We start from the raw sequence: 17,191 nt of genomic DNA on the forward strand, positions 1-17,191 counted from the left end.
AAGGATTGCTCTACGTTACTCTATCTGTTTTTTGTCGTGCGACGCGAAGTTGCGGCTGTCCGTGACTTTGCGTCGTATTTTTTATTTTTTATTCTTGCCGGTTTTCTGGATAGATTGCTGACGGTTGCCTTTGGTCCAAAAAATGAACCAACTACTTTGAAAGTAGGAGGGATCTGTTGAACGAAGCCAAACAACTGCTGCATTCTTCCCATCATGGACATGATTCCATCCATACCGCCGATTCGACTAAACATAGACCCTGCTCTTTCAAAACCAGGCTCAAAAGTAGAATCAACCGGTTGACTAAAGTCATTAAATGGTTCATCTACAGTAGGAAGAATTGCGCTTATACGAGCTCTTTTTCTTCTTTCCACTTCGAATCACATTCCTTTTCTTAGTAATGTTGAAATAGGTCTACTTCAAACTATGCAAGTACACCTCTATCGGTATAGTTAGTCATCTATAAAGCTCAAATTTTACCTTATCTTTTTAAAATATAACCTTTCTGCGGGCCTTTTATATGCTTCCAGCCTACTAGCTTTACATTATCAGGATTCATCGGCGATATATCAAACGTCAATCGGTCCTCTCCGACTGAAATGTGCGGACCAACTACAGGAATGGCTGCCCCTCAACCAAAACCAGAACAAAACTGAATAAAACCGAATAATATGGAATTGTAACTGGTTATAAAATCCAGAGGAGGCGATTCGATTTGTTTACCGATGAGCGTCGTGACAAGATTATTGAGCTGCTACAAAAAAACGGCAGAGTACTCGCCAAGGAACTAGCGGATATGTTTGAATTGTCGATTGATTCCATCCGAAGGGATCTATCGATTATGGAGGAGAAAGGGCTGCTCAAACGTACGCATGGCGGCGCAATACCAGCTGCTAAAGTCCGCAGCGCCCCGCTCCCGCCAAACCTTCGTTATAAAGAGGCTTCACCGCATCAAGATGCCATATCGAAATTAGCAGCTTCTTTTATACAAGAAAAGGATACTGTATTTATAGGCAGTGCAGGCATCCATTACGGCATGTTAAAGTTTCTTCCTGAGGTACCTTTTACGGTAGTTACGAATGCAATCAGAGTGGCTGATGCGTTGAAGGATCGTGAAGAAATTGATGTTTATTTGATAGGCGGCAAAGTGAAAAGTTCCGGAAACATTTCCGATACACTCGCTAATCAGTTTCTTAGACAATTCACTTTAGATCTGTGCTTCGCTGCTGGGGGCGGAATTTCTAAAAACGGGGTAAGCACCTCTTCTCCAGAAGTAGCTTCATTAGGACGAACGGCGGTCGAAATTTCTAGAAAACGAATTTGTCTAGCTCCTCATGAGAAGCTAGGCGTCGATTTTTTTGCAAAAGAAGGCCCCATCACCGATATGGATCTATTAATTACCGATAGTGAAGCCAGCATAACGGCTATTGAGGATATTGAGAACAAAGGTGTCAAAGTGTTAATTGCTCAGATTCCAGAGGTATCTTAATCATTCTTAATCGGGGCTGCGGCTGCAGCTCCGTCTTGCTATTTATCAACATGGGACGTATCACATAGATCGCTCGCGTTTGCTTGTATCCGAGCGTTAGCGGAAAACCGCGAATGCTTGCGCCTCAACTAAGAGCTAAGACATCAATTAATCGTAATTACCACACTTTTGTTTCGTTTCCCGCTTGTCGCTCTTGACGGTAACGCTGCACCCACTGCTCTGCCACATCTTCTGCTAACTTATCAAAAGCTGGCGGAGCAACCTTCACCGACTCGGACTGAATGTTCAGAAAATCCAGCACCCTCAGCACTGTTCCTTCATAATCGAGAATAAAATCTTCGTAAACGATCGTAAGTGGAACGATCCCTTCTTCTGTAAAAAAGTCCTCCATCGCCGCTTCCCGAAGCGAGCTTTCGATGAACAAATGGTTGATTGCATCAAAATTATACTTATCGGCAATATCATGCTCTTGCGGTTTTTGGCCATGCTGCCGATGCCACTCTCCGGATACGATGGCCCGCCACCAAGATACGGCTAAACGGACTTTATTTCTTCTCGTCATATAGATATGTTTATCGCAATTCGGAAAAGCTGCACGCCAGACACTAGCTTTTGTCGCCGTATCAGGCAATTGAAAGATGTTCCGAAATGCAGTGATCCATTCGCTATTCATACTTGTTTTCAAGCCAAAAACACCATTTGACGAAGTACCTTCCCGCCACATCTGCTCCATTTTGTCCACCGTCATTGTCTTGGGATCATTGAAGAGCAGCCATTCCGCAGGATTTCCTGCTAGGCCAGTTGATGAAAGAGCTTCGTTCAGCAGGGTACTCCCTGTACGCTGTGAAAACCATATCGTATAACTTTTTTCCGGTCTCATTTATATATCACCCTCTCTATTCTAGATATTGTTCAATCGGGATTCGATGTACGCAACAAGCGCATTTATAGCATCTGCTTCGCCAAACTTCTCCGTGTCTATGATCATATTAGGTTGTATCGGCGTCTCGTAAGGGGAATCAATGCCCGTAAAATCCTTTATTTCTCCTGCTCTCGCTTTGCGATATAAGCCCTTGGGATCACGTTGTTCGCATTCCTCCAGTGAGCATTTCACATACACTTCAGCAAAATCATCCGGACCAAACCGCTGCTTGATCTGCTTTCGGTACGATTCATAAGGGGAAATCATCGGTACAAGGACAACAAAACCTTTCTCTAGAAACATATCCGCAATCTCCATTGCACGGCGCATATTTTCCAGTCGTGCCTCTTCCGTAAACCCAAGATCCCGATTCAAGCCTTGCCGTAATCGATCGCCGTCAATGATGACACATCTGACCCCCCGCCTCAGCAGCTCACTCTCCGCCCCGCAAGCAAGCGTCGTTTTTCCTGAACCGGACAACCCCGTTAACCAGAAAATAGAACCATTATGACCATTCCACTTTTCCCAACTCGTCCTTTGCATAGCCGAGGCCTCCTTTCGATATGGAGCCGAAGCCCACCATGTCATCTGTTTGTTTTTAGTATAGAGATTTGGGATGTATACGGGCAAGGTAATGATTTATTATAGCCGTTTGTGGGGGAGCAACGCTTACACCAGCTACAGCTGAATTATGATTCTTTTTCCGTCTCCGCTTCCCACTTGGCAATTTCCTCTCGGACGCGTGGCGCAACCTCTGTTCCTAGCAGCTCAATGGCTCTCATCACTTGATCATGCGGCATAGTACTTAAAGGCACGTACATCATAAAACGCGTAACGCCTACATTTTTCCGAAGATGAATTATTTTTTGGGCAACAGTTTCCGGATCACCCACATAAAGTGCTCCTTCAAAGCTCCGCGCGGCATCAAAGCTGGAACGGTCATAATGCGCCCAGCCTCGCTCTTTCCCCAGTTTATTCATGCCTGCTTGCGTGGAAGGAAAAAATGTATCTGCTGCTAGATCCGTATTTTCTGCAACAAAACCTATGGAATGAGACCCCACTTTAAGGCGCGACTCATCATGGCCGGCATGCGCAGCCGCTTTCTTATAAAGCTGTACCAGTGGTTCAAATTGCATCGGGCTACCGCCAATGATCGCCAGCATCAATGGCAGGCCGAGCAGTCCAGCACGGATTGCAGAGTCCCGATTGCCTCCGCATCAAGTCCCACCTGATCGGCAAGGACAATTTCCTCGACAACCTCACGCAATCGCTGCGCATGACTTATTACTGCACCCGTTTGAATATCCGGCTTTGTTTCTACAAACGAAGTTATACCTATTTCCATGGTCAATCTCTCCTGTTCAAAATATTTATTTTCATACGGCAGGGGCAGTACGCCTCGTCATTGCCCAAAACAGAAGAGCGAGTGTACTAACCGATGCTCCAAGCAAACATACTCCGTTCCAGCCGTAATGGGCATAGGTAAGCGTCGATGAGATCGAACCAACGGCACTTCCAATGGAGTAAAAAACCATGTATCCCGCTGCAAGCCGGCTGCGAGCTTCCGCATGCAATGCGAAAATCATGCTTTGATTCGTGACATGTACCGCCTGCACAGCCAAATCAAGAAGAACAATGCCAATAACCAAGGCGAATAGCGACTGATCTGTATAGCTGATTAACAACCATGATAGGAGCAATAGAATCAAAGCTATGCCCGTCGTTCTCTGTCCATAACCTTGATCGGCAAGCTTTCCCGCCCTTGCAGCAGCTAACGCTCCAACAGCGCCCACGAGGCCAAACGCCCCAATGGCAGTGTGAGAAAGAGACCATGGCAGTGCGCTAAGGGGCAGTACTAATGAAGTCCACAATATACTGAAAGCCGTAAAAATCAGCATAGCCAGAACTGCCCTTATACGTAGGATCCTCTCTTGTACGAACAACATAAACACCGACTTAAGCAGCTGAGGATAAGACAGTGATTTCACTTCTCGCTTTGCATTTGGCAAAACTTTAAATAATGCAACAACCATAAGAAGCATCAATGCTGCAGAAAATAAATATACGGAACGCCAACCCGCTATATCTGTTAATACTCCTGCTATCGTTCGTGCAAGAAGGATTCCAATAACAATTCCACTTGTTACCACGCCAACGACACGTCCTCTTTCGGCAGGGGCAGCTATGCTCGTTGCAAATGCTACAAGCGTCTGAGCTACAACCGCAAGCAGTCCCACCAAGGCCATACCTGCGAAAAGCATCAGGCTGGAGGAGGCAAACCCAACGATAACTAGAGCGATCACGGAAAATAACATCTGACCGATAATGAGTCGGCGCTGGTTCAGTAAATCTCCAAGCGGTACCAACAGTAACAATCCCAATCCATAAAAAATTTGGGTGATCGTAATCAGAATGCCAATGGTTGAATAGTCAATTCCAAACGCCATCGACAGATGATCGAGCAGCGGTTGTGCGAAATAGATATTCGCAACAGACATCCCGCAGGCAACTGCAAACAACAGTGTGACCAAGCGAGTCATGGAGGAACCCTGAACGGAATTGCGATCGTTATTTGTTCCCTGTGATGAATTCATCTTTACCTTGTTATAGACTGCTGCTTTTTCTCTAAGCTCCTCCATTTCAAACACACCTTTTCTTCATTCATTTTAAAAACTATTTTTTATGTACCGATCGGTACGTTATATTGCTCGGTAAATATAGCGCATAAAAACGATCTCTGTCAACGGAAAAATGTTTTCACATGGTTTTAGGTTAAAAACCAAGTTTATATTGTGATTAACGGATCTTTCATTTGACATTGCAAATCGCAAATTATAAAATAATACCATACCAATTGGTACGTAAATATAGACGATTGACTATTGTATTTGATTAAACACTAGAAAATAAAGAGTACCGAGAGGTTTTGACTATGGGAAGAACCCGCGAATTTGACGAAGAAAAAGCATTGGATGCAGCTATGCAGCTGTTTTGGGAGAAGGGCTATGAGGCTACCTCACTTAGCGATTTAACTTCCAGAATGGGTATTCAACGACCTAGCCTATACTCAGCTTTTGGTGACAAAAAAGAATTATTCGAAGCTGCACTGCGCAAATATACGATGTCGCGCGCTGCTCTCGTTCGAACCAAGCTTCAGAGCTATTCCTCTGTAAAGGATGCCTTTCGCCATTATTTTGAAGGGGTTGTTGCTGAGGAATACGGAGAAAATCGCAACCGTGGATGCTTTAGCATCAATACGATAGTCGAGCTTGCGCCGCATGATGAAAAATTCGAAATTCTCACAAGAGAACATCAAATGTACCTGTCCGTCATATTTCTAGAGACCATCGAACGGGGCATACAATCGGGTGAGCTCGAAATTTCAGTAAACGCGAAAGCTTTATCACAGTCGCTAATCGTATCGTTAATTGGGTTAACGGTAATATTGAAAGCACGTCCAGAACAATCATTTATTGATAATACAATAGAAATCATACTTGCACAGCTTAAAGAAGCACCCGTTCACGGTCAGTAATTCAGTAGAAGAATGAATGTTATTACCATCTATGCACCACATAAAAATAAAGCCCACTGACCTGTTGGTCGGCGGGCTTCATCCGTTTATCTCATGCTGTAAACAATAAATTTCACCTTGCCTCAATGCTCATGAGAAAGAATGTTGATAAGCTTACCAAATGGGTCGCGTACATAGAAACGCCGAACACCCCATGGCTCCACAGCGATGCCATATTCGATTGGAAACCCAGCTTTTTTCATGCCATCAAAAGCAGCTTGGAGATCATCGACTTCGATTGACATATCAGGCACAGGCGTGTCAGATCCCCCTTGTGTGGCAAAACTAATTTGTATGCTCATCTCTTCGCTCGAACCGTAAGTTCTAATCCAACCATGATCCATTAATAACTCAAGACCGAGTACATCCTCGTAAAAGCGTTTTGCAGCGGTAATATCCTGCGCTTCAATATTCGTGACGATCCGTTTGACCCGCATCTTAATCCTCCCATCATCATTCGATAATTACTAATGCTTCTTCCCGTAATAATTCGGTTAAATGCTAGTGACAACCTTTTCAATGACAGGGATAATAAAAATAGAAAACAAAATTTCATTTTTCTAGAGGTGAGCTAATGACGGAACGTCTGCCCTGCCAAACAGAAGGCTGCATAGCAACTGTTCTACCAGCTACCGCAGCCAAGACAGGCGGAATATGTATGCCCTGCCAACAAAAAAAGCTTCGATTGGAAAAGGAAGACTATATTGCCCGCAATCGTAGATTTGTCGATCCTTATAAAGATGTTACCGAAACCGTTGAAATTCTTAAAATCATGCATACACCTAAAAAACATGATCCGCTAGAGGTCCTTCTCTCCTACCCAAAAAGCGAACAGGAACTCTATCATAACCTCACTCCAAAGGAAGTCGCTCAAATGGAGGCGTATGCTGTACAACTTATTGAAGAGGGGGAGCTGGATCAGGCCGAAGAGATTTTGTTATCGCTCGTTTGCTTTGCTCAGGCAACCATCCATCTTGGCTTGGATGCGTTAGTACAAAAAGAATGTTTTTATCCAGGGATTCTTTTCAAAGATGCTCTGCCTTCCATTAGAAACAAAATCATGGAACGGATTCATTACGATAAGGAGAATCGCAACCATCTACTGTCAGCCCTTGTTTGGATCGGAGATGAAGAGATTGTACGTCAGTTTGATAGCTGGGCAAAGTCAGCTCCACACTGGGCTAGCGAACTTTATGTATCCCCTGAAAGCTATACTCATGAGGCCGGTTGGGAGCTGGATGATGAGGGAAACAAGATAACATTATTCCATTCGGTTCGCTATGCATTTAAGGCTGAAGATCAATTTACTGAGAATAAAGCAGTGCTTGCGCTTAAGGACAGTAATCACACCTGCCCATGGTGCGACGGCCCAATAGAAGTACTATTTGATTGCAATCTCCTCGACCCGGTTCTGCAATTTCTGAATCTTGAAGGTGAACGTTTGCGATTGGCTGCATGTATGCGGTGCGCTGCTTATTATGGTGTGCAGTTCATGGAAATTGATTATCAGGGTCATTTGAGCTGGAGTTCCTATAATCAGCTGCCGAAGCATTTTTCTCGAGAGATTTATGAGGATACAGAGCCTGTCCATTTGCTACACATGGTAGACCAGCCTAGAGGCAGTTATGAAGCTTCGTACTGGACCCTTGAAGTACCTGCCACACAAATTGGAGGGCATCCGACTTGGATTCAGGATGCTGAATACCCGTCTTGCCCTAGTTGTGAGCAAACAATGGTATTCATTGCCCAGCTGGACATGGAGCAAGTCGGAAATAGTGAAGGTATTTACTACACCTTCCTTTGCCGTAGTTGCCAGATGTCAGCGACAAGCTTCCAGCAGACATGATTTGAAATCGGAGAAGAGACCCACTCCGAGTGGGTCTGATTACCTCAAAGAGGAGGTTAGCTCTCCGCGCTTACGATTTGACGAATGTTTTCTTAATCGCCTCTAAATACCCGTACCCGTACAAATCGTCCGGCAACAAATAACTCGTCTCCGTCCACTCATTCCAGCTGTTCACCGTGATGAGCGGAGGTTGCTCTGGATGTGCGTCCGCATATTGCTTCGCTTGTTCAAACGCCTTCTGAACGTTGTCTGGCGTATTGTTCTGAACAACAAGCGGAACACGTTCCTTAAATCTCGGATTATTATCCCAGCCAACCGAGATGTGCGGATAATACGGAATGTCGTATGCTTCGTCAATGCGGGACCACTCTTGAACGACATCCACCATGATTTCGTTGTAATCACGGTCTACGTTCACGAAATGAACGTACTGATAGTGGGTCAAGCTGTCGAAGCCAAGCAGCTTCACGATCTCTTTCGCCGTTACCTTTTCCCCGCCGTCAACGCCGCTGAGATTGAAGTTCTGCTCTCCCCACAAAGTGAGCTGCAGGTGTAAGCCAGGCAAGCCTTCTTCGACGCATTTGGCTCTGAACCAAGTGAATGCATCCTTCGTTTCTTCCGCACCGCCCAAACCTCTCATCAGATTGGCAAGATCGTAAATATTAAATATTGGTTTGCCATCAATCGTGTAGTAAGACGGATGCTTAAAATATTGATTGATCACGCGATCGGCGATGATCTCGAATTCTTTGCGGTCGACCGCGCCATCCCAGATCATGGCGCCTTCCATATCGTGCGACAAGCGGATATCCCACGTATTATTCACGCTATGGTTTGCCCACATCAAATAAAATTTTACTCTATCGTTGTTTCTCGCCTTCAGATAGCCGTCGTTGAGGCAATTTTCCAAAAAGGGGCGTTTGTCGTACCAGTACCAATCGTAAATGAATACATTGACGCCGTGGTCCGCCGCCGCGTTGATCTGCATCTCCATCACATAGGGGTCCGCTTCGTTGCAGTAGCCCCACAGCGGCTTGCGCGGCCAATTATGTTCGGGAAACTTCTTGACGGCGTTCTTGACAGATTGCCACTCCCCAATCCCCTCCGGCCAGAACATTCTAGTTCTTGGTTCGTCCCCTGTATAAGCTGGCCATATGTATGCCGCGACGTCATACTGTTTGCTCAAGTGCATTCCTCTTTTCAACGATTTTTAGAATTGGAAGCCCTTACACAATGCTCATTATAACCAATATCCCACACACGAACAGGGGTAAAAAAGACATTAGATCCGGGTAAATACGACATAAGACTCCCTAACCGCCATCATATTACAACAAATAGAAGATGCCAATCAGAAATCTCTAGTTAACTGAATACTACGAATAGAGTCACAACATCCCTCTTTTTACAAAATATAAAAAGGAATCTCTTTCCCCTTATATCATTGAACATAAAAAACGGAAAACACCTAATTTATCTAATAGGTATTTTCCGGCTTCTAATCGATAAAGAGGCTGCGGAATCCGCAGCCTCTTTATGTAATGCTTAAATGAATTTAGCTTTTTGAAGCAGCCTTTGGATAATGGCGGCTGTTTCAGCCCTAGTAATATTTTTCTGAGGCTGCAGCTCCCCATTATAACCGCCGATAACACCGAATTGAATCGTTAATGCCGCGGCTTGGCGAGCCCATGCTGCTATTTTGGTATTATCTTTAAAACCATGAAGCAGATTTTGCTGCTGTACATTGCCAAGCTCATTATACAAATCTGCCAGCTTCATTGCCCTCGATAAAATAACCATTGCTTCCTGTCTAGTAATCTTTTCGTTAGGCTTGAATGAACCATCGCTGTATCCATCAACCAATCCGTACGAATACGCGATTTGAGCTGCTGAATGATACCAATCCTTTTCTGATATATCTGTAAAGCTTACAGATTTAGCAGCAGAGCTTAAACCTAATGCCCTTATCATTATAGCTGTGAATTCTGCTCGAGTTATTTCGTTATCCGGTAAAAACCGCTGCTCGTCAGAACCATTAATGATAAGTCTTGATGCCAGATCATGGATGCTTGTTTTGGCCCAATGCGTTGCGACATCGCTAAATGATTTTTGATGATAAATGAGACCGTACATGCTGTTAGTCATGCTGCTCAGGACAGCGTAATAACGTCCGCCTTCTTCTATTACCTTAGTTGGAATATGAATGAGCGATCCGTCCGAAATTAGCTTTACTCCCGTCATAATACGCTTAGGATCTAGTCCTTCAGGCAATGCGATGCGTCTCTCTACAAAAGTATCAAATTGATTCAGCTCTATTTCCTTGCCCCCAAAGGATGCTTTCACTGAAAACCTGACTGGCGGAGCGATAAGTGTAATTTGTCCGTTATCTCTATCCTTATAAACAAATTCTGAGTTAGGAGCATGAATGATTTCCATCTTGAGAGTTATATCCTTCAGTGAAACATTAGATCCGAATTGGTTAAGCCATTCATCCATATGAACTTGATCCATCGGAAAGCTATAAGACGCTTTTTCAGACATTAGTTGAATAACAGCGTTACTGCTTTCAAAGACTGAAAGAAGCCCAGCATTTATTTCCCAATTCACGATATCAGATTGATTATGGACCGTAATCGTAATAACGGGTTTATCGCCTGCTCCCTTCAAAAGCTCTTTAAGCTGTGCTTCCTCAAAGACCACCGTCGTTACTTTTTTACCTTCTATTGTCCTGACAGTTGCCTTAACCATTTGTACTGGCTTGTTTCCTATGCTAACTGTGATATCAGAATTCGTTTCTGCATTACCACTGCCATTGCTGGAACCGCTGCTTGCTTGGTATTCAATAGATGCTGCATGTGCCACACTACTATTACCTGCTGCATCTCGGTATTGAACGTATAACTGCTTAGATCCATAATCTCCATCCAAAATCCAATTTTTGGTGAGCAATACATTCTCCCAAGCTGACCAAGCCAACTTATCGGCAGAAAACCGCATTTCAGTAACACCACTACCATCGCCATCTGAAGAAGTTAGAGATAGTTTCACTTCCTTGCTACTCGTTACAGTAGCTCCGCTATTTATGGTAATCGTTCCTGTTGGTATCGTCTGGTCAAGTTTTATTTTATCTTGAATAACGGAATGACTTACATTGCCTGCCTTGTCTTTAAACTGTACGAATACTGATTTCTCCCCGTCGCCTGCTCCAAAGCTCCATGCCTTCGTTGCAGCGGATGGCTCCCAGCTACTCCAATCCGTCCCATTGCCCGAGAAGCGCATCTCGACAACGCCACTTCCTTTACTACTGTCATCGCTAGTAAGAGTTAGAGTTGTATCCGCAACATTCGTCCATTCCGAACCAGCTTGATCAATGGTTAATGTACCGGTTGGAGCAGTAGTATCCACTAGGAAAATAATCGTAGTAGCATTACCCGCTCCATCCGTTACGACAAGTGTATAGCTACCGTCTACAGTAATCTCCGTACCACTTGTAAAAGCTGCTCCATTCAATGTTGCCGTTCCTTCATTGAAGCTAACTGTCACTTTATCCTTGTACATGCCACCATCCGCAACTCCTGTTACGATTGGTGCTACTTTATCAATCACAAAGTTCACCGTTGTTACATTTCCAGCTGCATCCGTCACGACGAGCTTATACGTGCCGTCTTGAATGACTTCAGTCCCACTTATAAAAGCAGTTCCATTCAATGTTGCCGTTCCTTCATTATAGCTAACTGTCACTTTTTCCTTGTAGATTTCACCATCCGCAACACCTGTTACGATTGGTGCTACCTTATCAATTAAAAAGTTCACCGTTGTTGCATTTCCAGCTGCATCCGTCACGATGAGCTTATACGTTCCATCCTGATTAACTTCAGTACCACTTGTAAAAGCAGTTCCATTCAATGTTGCCGTTCCTTCGTTAAAACTAACTGTCACTTTATCCTTGTAGATCCCATCTTCGGTTACTCCAGTTACTACTGGTGCTACAGTATCAATCAAAAAGTTCACCGTTGTTGCATTTCCTGCTGCATCCGTTACGACAAGTGTATAGCTACCGTCTGCAGTAACCTCCGTACCGCTTGTAAAAGTAGCTCCATTTAATTTCGCTGTTCCTTCATTGAAGCTAACTGTCACTTTTTCCTTGTACATACCACCATCCGCAGCTCCTGTTACGATTGGTGCTACTTTATCAATCACAAAGTTCACCGTTGTTGCATTTCCTGCTGCGTCCGTTACGATGAGCTTATACGCGCCGTCCTGAATGACTTCCGTACCACTCGTAAAAGCAGTTCCATTCAATGTTGCCGTTCCTTCATTATAGCTAACTGTCACTTTTTCCTTGTATATTCCACCATCCGCAACACCTGTTACGATTGGTGCCACGGTATCAATCACAAAGTTCACCGTTGTTGCATTTCCTGCTGCATCCGTTACGATTAGCTTATACGTGCCCTCTTGAGTAACTTCAGTCCCACTTGTAAAAGCTGCTCCATTCAATGTTGCCGTTCCTTCATTGTAGCTAACTGTAACTTTATCCTTGTACATGCCACCATCCGCAACACCTGTTACGATTGGTGCTACCTTATCAATCACAAAGTTCACCGTTGTTACATTTCCTGCTGCGTCCGTTACGACAAGTGTATAGCTACCGTCTGCAGTAACCTCCGTACCGCTTGAAAAAACAGTTCCATTCAATGTTGCCGTTCCTTCATTAAAGCTAACTGTCACTTTATCCTTGTATATTCCACCATCCATAACACCTGTTACGATTGGTGCTACTCTATCAATCACAAAGTTCACCGTTGTTACATTTCCAGCTGCATCCGTCACGATGAGCTTATACGTTCCATCCTGATTAACTTCAGTCCCACTTGTAAAAGCAGTTCCATTCAATGTTGCCGTTCCTTCATTGAAGCTAACGGTCACTTTATCCTTGTACATGCCACCATCCACAACACCTGTTACGATTGGTGCTACTCTATCAATAACAAAGTTCACCGTTGTTACATTTCCAGCTGCATCCGTTACGACGAGCTTATACGTTCCATCCTGAGTAACTTCAGTCCCACTTGTAAAAGCAGTTCCATTCAATGTTGCCGTTCCTTCATTGAAGCTAACTGTCACTTTATCCTTGTACATCCCACTTTCGGTTACTCCAGTTACTACTGGTGCTACTTTATCAATCACTAAGTTCACCGTTGTTACATTTCCTGCTGCATCCGTTACGACAAGTGTATAGCTACCGTCTACAGTAATCTCCGTACCACTCGTAAAAGCAGTTCCATTCAATGTTGCCGTTCCTTCATTGAAGGTAACTGTCACTTTATCCTTGTACATTCCACCTTTGGTTACTCCAGTTACTACTGGTGCTACTTTATCAATCACAAAGTTCACCGTTGTTACATTTCCTGCTGCATCCGTTACGACAAGTGTATAACTACCATCCGCGTCAATCCGCATTCCACTAGCAAATGCCGCTCCATTTAACGTCGCCGTTCCTTCGTTAAAAAACACCGTAACCGGGGCTTTATAACTCCCACCATGTGTTACTCCACTTACAGATGGTGCAGTCTTATCTATCTCAAAGCCCACTGTTGTTACATTCCCTGCTTGATCAGTTACAACAAGCATATAAGTACCGTCTATTGTAACCATTGTTCCACTAGTAAATGCTGCTCCATTTAATGTCGCCGTTCCTTTATTAAAGGTGACTGTCACATTCCCCTTATAGATTCCACCATTAGTTACACCTGTTACAACCGGTGGAGCCGTGTCTATTTTAAAGTTAACCGTTGTTGAATTCCCTGCCAAATCTGTTACGATCAGCGTATAAGTACCATCCATAACAATCTCTGTCCCGCTATTAAAGGGGTTGCCATTTAATAGCCCACTGCCTTCATTAAATGCGGGGGCCAACGCCTTGTTATATGTTTTATTATTCTCTACATTTGATATAACTGGTGGTGTGGTGTCTACAGAAATCGTGCTGCTTATAGTTCCTGTACTCAAATTCCCGACCCTATCTTTATATTGAACATATATTGTTTTAGCGCCTTCTCCTGCTGAGAGTACCCACGACCTCCCATTCAAATCAGAAATATTAAACCAACTCGTTTGCCAACTACCGCTAACATTCGAGAGCCGAGCTTGCTCAACTCCCGAGCCACTCCCGTCGGAATAACTTCCGCTCAAAGTCACAGTGTAGTTTTTAGTAAATGCAGCATTATTATTAATGATAAGAGATCCTGTTGGAGATGTCTGATCTAATAGTATACTCTGGGAAGATGTATTCGAAATTCCATTTTTGGAATCCTTTAATTGCATATAGATCGTCTTAGCCCCGTCACCGCCAGCTAGACTAAATGTTGCTGAATTGCTAAAAGGCAACCAAGATGCTGCCGACAAACCAGCAGAACTATTTGAAAATCTCATATGCGTAACACTATCGCCTGCGTCAGCGTCAGATCCCGTTACAGATAGATTAACAATTGACGAGCTTGTAGCTGCGCCTTCGTATATCGTAAAAGAACCTGTCGGAATCGTATTTACAGGTCCGGTCTCATAGGTAACCACTAGTTTAGGATGATACGCAGCATTTGCAGTTTCCATGGAATAAAATAAAAATCTACCACTATCAGCATCTGACTCATTACCATTCAGAATTAAGGTTATTTTACGATCAGAACTGTCCGTAAATGCATCTACAGCTGCTTTTACGTTAAGAGTAATCGTTTGATTCTGAAGATATGTACCCATAGGCACTTCACTAGTACTCTTTGCTGTAAATTTATCCGCATAAAGGGTGTTCGTATCCATTGGCGGAAAGCTTACAAGGTTCAAATCATTCGCTGTAGAACCCCTAACTTCCGTATACAAAGTATGACCAGGGACTCTAAGGACAGTAGCGACAGTCAAGACCAACTCTGCTGAAACAATAGTTCCTTCGGGTACACCTAGATTAAACATAGTTGCCATTCTATTTCGGACATTTACGAAACCGTCATTATTACTCATACCAACATAAAGAAAACCATCCCCATCATTATCATATATGCCGTCATATTCCTGCTGACCTCTCAACTCCATCGTATCCGCAGAGGCAGCGTAACTTCTTGTAACTGTACCCCCAGCCGCATCCGCTCTATTAGGTACTAGTCCAGGTGAAATAACTGATAATAAAATAGCGATGACCAACAAAAAAGATTGTTTCCTCATCCTTCATTCCTCCACTTTCTTGTATGGAACCATAGTTAATCATTGATATGTCATGAGGTCTTTAGCTGCCTTTTTACCATGGCTTCAACATGATCCTTATAATAAAAAACTCATCATTAACTACTATAATTAAAAGGGAGGTTGTCTTATAGTGACCGCTGTCATCAATTCTGTCATATGACAATTTTTTTAATGTGGTTCGAGAAATGAGGATATTTTTCGGGTTGATACGCTGTGTCCATTTAAAATATAATTTACATTATTCAAGACCGTCGTATGTACAAAGGAACATCGTTGCACCTTTATCACCGTTCATCGCATTACCTTTGGCACTGAGTTTAGTTTCAATCGCTTCCGCCAATCCACTTGCGCTCGAAATTACAGCTGATTTTTCAAAGAAAATGAAAGCAAAGAGATAACTTTAATAACATGAAAAAAGAACCGTTCTAGAACGGTTCCTTTTTAATCATTAAGTAGGTTTAATATATAGCCATTGATGCTAATCCTGTATTTTTTTGTGTTGAGTTATTAATGTTTATCATATAAAAACGCCCATTGTACGTCACTCAGCCCTTTTGCACGGTTACACAAAAGGGCTGAGTGTTCTATATATTTGTTACGCTGAGCTAAATGCATCCGCACTTACCGAAAATACGTAAACTTATCATGTTTTATGACTCTATATCCGAAATCACACGGTAATCTGCTAACACTTCCGGTTTAAATTGCATACTGTCCGCTTGTGTAATCTGGCGAATTACTCTGCATGGAACACCTGCAGCAAAGGAGCCTTCTGGGATATCTTGAGTCACCACACTACCTGCTCCTATCACGCATCCGTCTCCGATGGTAACACCGCCGCATACCGTTACATTGGCTGAGAGCCACACATCGTTTCCGATCGTCACAGGCTTGGCGTAACATAGCGACTTACGATCACCATTTTGATCAAGCATTTGCCTACGTTCAGAGGCGATGAACGGATGAATAGGTGTAACAATCGTTACATTAGGCCCAAAACTGACATTGTTCCCAATGGTAATCTTTGCATCGTCCTGTATGGTAAGATTGTAGTTGCCAAAGAAGTGATTTCCGATTTCTGTGTGAACCCCGTAATGAAAGAAAATAGGACCCTGAATGAAGCTGTGTTCCCCCATCCTGCCAAGCAGCTGTTCAAGTATCTCTTTGCGTTCCACTGTCTGATCCTCAAAAGTGCGACTATATTGACTGCTAAGGTTATGTGCACGGAGCTTTATAGCCTTTAACTCGGGAGCTCCCGGACTAAATAAAATCCCCTTAAAAATTCGTTCCTCTTCCGTCATATGTTCATCTCCAATGTATCCGGCCGAAACATATGTCTCAAAGCCGTAGGATGATTGTTTTGCAAATTGCTAATAGCACACTTTTAATGTACTCACTAACATCATCTAATATCTGACTAGTAAGGGTAAATACCACTGGTTGAAAGTATTTTTAATACTTAAAATGCGTTTTTACCATTCTACCTGATCAAAACGCATGTTTTTGTAGTAAAAAATTTCGTCTTGATCCGTGATCTCTCGGAGCACCTTGCAGGGATTACCGACTGCTACTACATTGGCTGGAATATCTTTAGTTACAACACTGCCGCCCCCAATAACGCTTCCCTTTCCGATTGTGACACCCGGTAAAATGATAGCGCCGCTGCCGATCCAAACCCCATCTTCTATAACGACCGGCAAGGCAAACATTCCGCCTCCTTTGCGCATGACCGGGTGCACCGGATGGTTGGTCACAGCGATGGTTACATTTGGGCCAAACATCACGTCATTTCCAATCGTAACCTTATAGTCATCAACAACCGTTAAATTAAAGTTGATGTACACATTATTGCCTACCGTAGTATTCGAACCGTAGGACATACGAATTGGCGGCTCCATCCATACATGTTCACCAATGCTCCCAAAAAGCTGTTTCATCAGCAATTTCCGTCCATCCAAATCATCGGGATGCAATTGATTGATTTCATAGCACAGAGCTTTGCCACGCTGGCGCGCACGAGCTAGAGCAGCAGCTTCCTCTGGGTAATTAGAATCGTGATCGGTAAACAATTGACCGTTTTTCATTCGCTCTTGAATATTCATGCATTAGTCTCCTCTGGAC

13 protein-coding genes and 1 pseudogene are annotated in these 17,191 nt (G+C 43.6%); 3 read left to right on the plus strand and 11 right to left on the minus strand.

Translation table 11 applies throughout. The annotated features are described in order from the left end of the window. Positions 1 to 20: 20 nt before the first annotated feature. Positions 21 to 374, minus strand: coding sequence for a hypothetical protein (locus AB4Z50_RS31385; protein ID WP_441885530.1), 354 nt, complete (start codon positions 372 to 374; stop codon positions 21 to 23). Positions 375 to 715: 341 nt separating this feature from the next. On the opposite strand from AB4Z50_RS31385, the gene AB4Z50_RS31390 reads away from it, so the two are divergent. Next, complete coding sequence (locus AB4Z50_RS31390) at positions 716 to 1,489, plus strand: DeoR/GlpR family DNA-binding transcription regulator (RefSeq protein WP_441885532.1); 774 nt, start codon at positions 716 to 718, stop codon at positions 1,487 to 1,489. Between the two features lie 157 nt (positions 1,490 to 1,646). Here AB4Z50_RS31390 and AB4Z50_RS31395 read toward each other — a convergent pair whose 3' ends face one another. The 5 genes and pseudogenes from AB4Z50_RS31395 to AB4Z50_RS31415 form a co-directional block, all read right to left on the minus strand. Then, the gene (locus tag AB4Z50_RS31395; RefSeq protein ID WP_441885534.1) at positions 1,647 to 2,369 is read right to left on the minus strand and encodes a Stf0 family sulfotransferase; all 723 of its coding nucleotides are present in this window, start codon (positions 2,367 to 2,369) and stop codon (positions 1,647 to 1,649) included. A gap of 21 nt (positions 2,370 to 2,390) precedes the next feature. Then, a complete protein-coding gene (cysC, locus tag AB4Z50_RS31400) occupies positions 2,391 to 2,954 on the minus strand; it encodes an adenylyl-sulfate kinase (RefSeq protein ID WP_441885536.1) in 564 nt (187 codons plus the stop codon). 146 nt (positions 2,955 to 3,100) lie between these two features. After that, positions 3,101 to 3,625: pseudogene (locus AB4Z50_RS31405) on the minus strand (LLM class flavin-dependent oxidoreductase); the annotation flags it as partial. Further along, positions 3,574 to 3,756: a hypothetical protein gene (locus AB4Z50_RS31410; protein ID WP_441885538.1), complete on the minus strand. Its 183-nt coding sequence runs from the start codon at positions 3,754 to 3,756 to the stop codon at positions 3,574 to 3,576. The gene AB4Z50_RS31410 and the pseudogene AB4Z50_RS31405, both read right to left, overlap by 52 nt. 31 nt (positions 3,757 to 3,787) lie before the next feature. Further along, positions 3,788 to 5,050, minus strand: a complete 1,263-nt coding sequence (locus AB4Z50_RS31415; protein ID WP_441885540.1) for an MFS transporter — start codon at positions 5,048 to 5,050, stop codon at positions 3,788 to 3,790. A gap of 293 nt (positions 5,051 to 5,343) precedes the next feature. Between AB4Z50_RS31415 and AB4Z50_RS31420 the strand changes: the two genes are divergently transcribed. Continuing rightward, positions 5,344 to 5,946 carry a TetR/AcrR family transcriptional regulator gene (locus AB4Z50_RS31420; protein ID WP_441885542.1) on the plus strand — a complete coding sequence of 201 codons (603 nt, stop codon included), beginning with the start codon at positions 5,344 to 5,346 and terminating at the stop codon, positions 5,944 to 5,946. 122 nt (positions 5,947 to 6,068) lie between these two features. On the opposite strand, the gene AB4Z50_RS31425 is transcribed toward AB4Z50_RS31420, so the two are convergent. Further along, positions 6,069 to 6,422, minus strand: coding sequence for a VOC family protein (locus tag AB4Z50_RS31425; RefSeq protein ID WP_441885544.1), 354 nt, complete (start codon positions 6,420 to 6,422; stop codon positions 6,069 to 6,071). Between the two features lie 137 nt (positions 6,423 to 6,559). Between AB4Z50_RS31425 and AB4Z50_RS31430 the strand changes: the two genes are divergently transcribed. Further along, entirely contained in the window at positions 6,560 to 7,831 is a 1,272-nt protein-coding gene (locus tag AB4Z50_RS31430; RefSeq protein WP_441885546.1) for a DUF1963 domain-containing protein, read from the plus strand. A gap of 70 nt (positions 7,832 to 7,901) precedes the next feature. Here the strand turns inward: AB4Z50_RS31430 and AB4Z50_RS31435 are convergent, their stop codons facing one another. The 4 genes from AB4Z50_RS31435 to AB4Z50_RS31450 form a co-directional block, all read right to left on the minus strand. Beyond that, complete coding sequence (locus AB4Z50_RS31435; protein ID WP_441885548.1) at positions 7,902 to 9,017, minus strand: glycosyltransferase WbsX family protein; 1,116 nt, start codon at positions 9,015 to 9,017, stop codon at positions 7,902 to 7,904. A 359-nt stretch (positions 9,018 to 9,376) separates the two neighbouring features. Further along, positions 9,377 to 15,049, minus strand: a complete 5,673-nt coding sequence (locus AB4Z50_RS31440; RefSeq protein WP_441885550.1) for an S-layer homology domain-containing protein — start codon at positions 15,047 to 15,049, stop codon at positions 9,377 to 9,379. 671 nt (positions 15,050 to 15,720) lie between these two features. Beyond that, on the minus strand, positions 15,721 to 16,371 hold the full coding sequence (locus AB4Z50_RS31445) for a sugar O-acetyltransferase (RefSeq protein ID WP_441885552.1): 651 nt from the start codon (positions 16,369 to 16,371) through the stop codon (positions 15,721 to 15,723). Between the two features lie 171 nt (positions 16,372 to 16,542). Next, positions 16,543 to 17,172: a DapH/DapD/GlmU-related protein gene (locus AB4Z50_RS31450; RefSeq protein WP_441885554.1), complete on the minus strand. Its 630-nt coding sequence runs from the start codon at positions 17,170 to 17,172 to the stop codon at positions 16,543 to 16,545. Positions 17,173 to 17,191: the final 19 nt, after the last annotated feature.

It is taken from the genome of Paenibacillus sp. 2TAB26 (assembly GCF_052115145.1).
In the GTDB taxonomy this organism is placed as follows: domain Bacteria; phylum Bacillota; class Bacilli; order Paenibacillales; family Paenibacillaceae; genus Pristimantibacillus.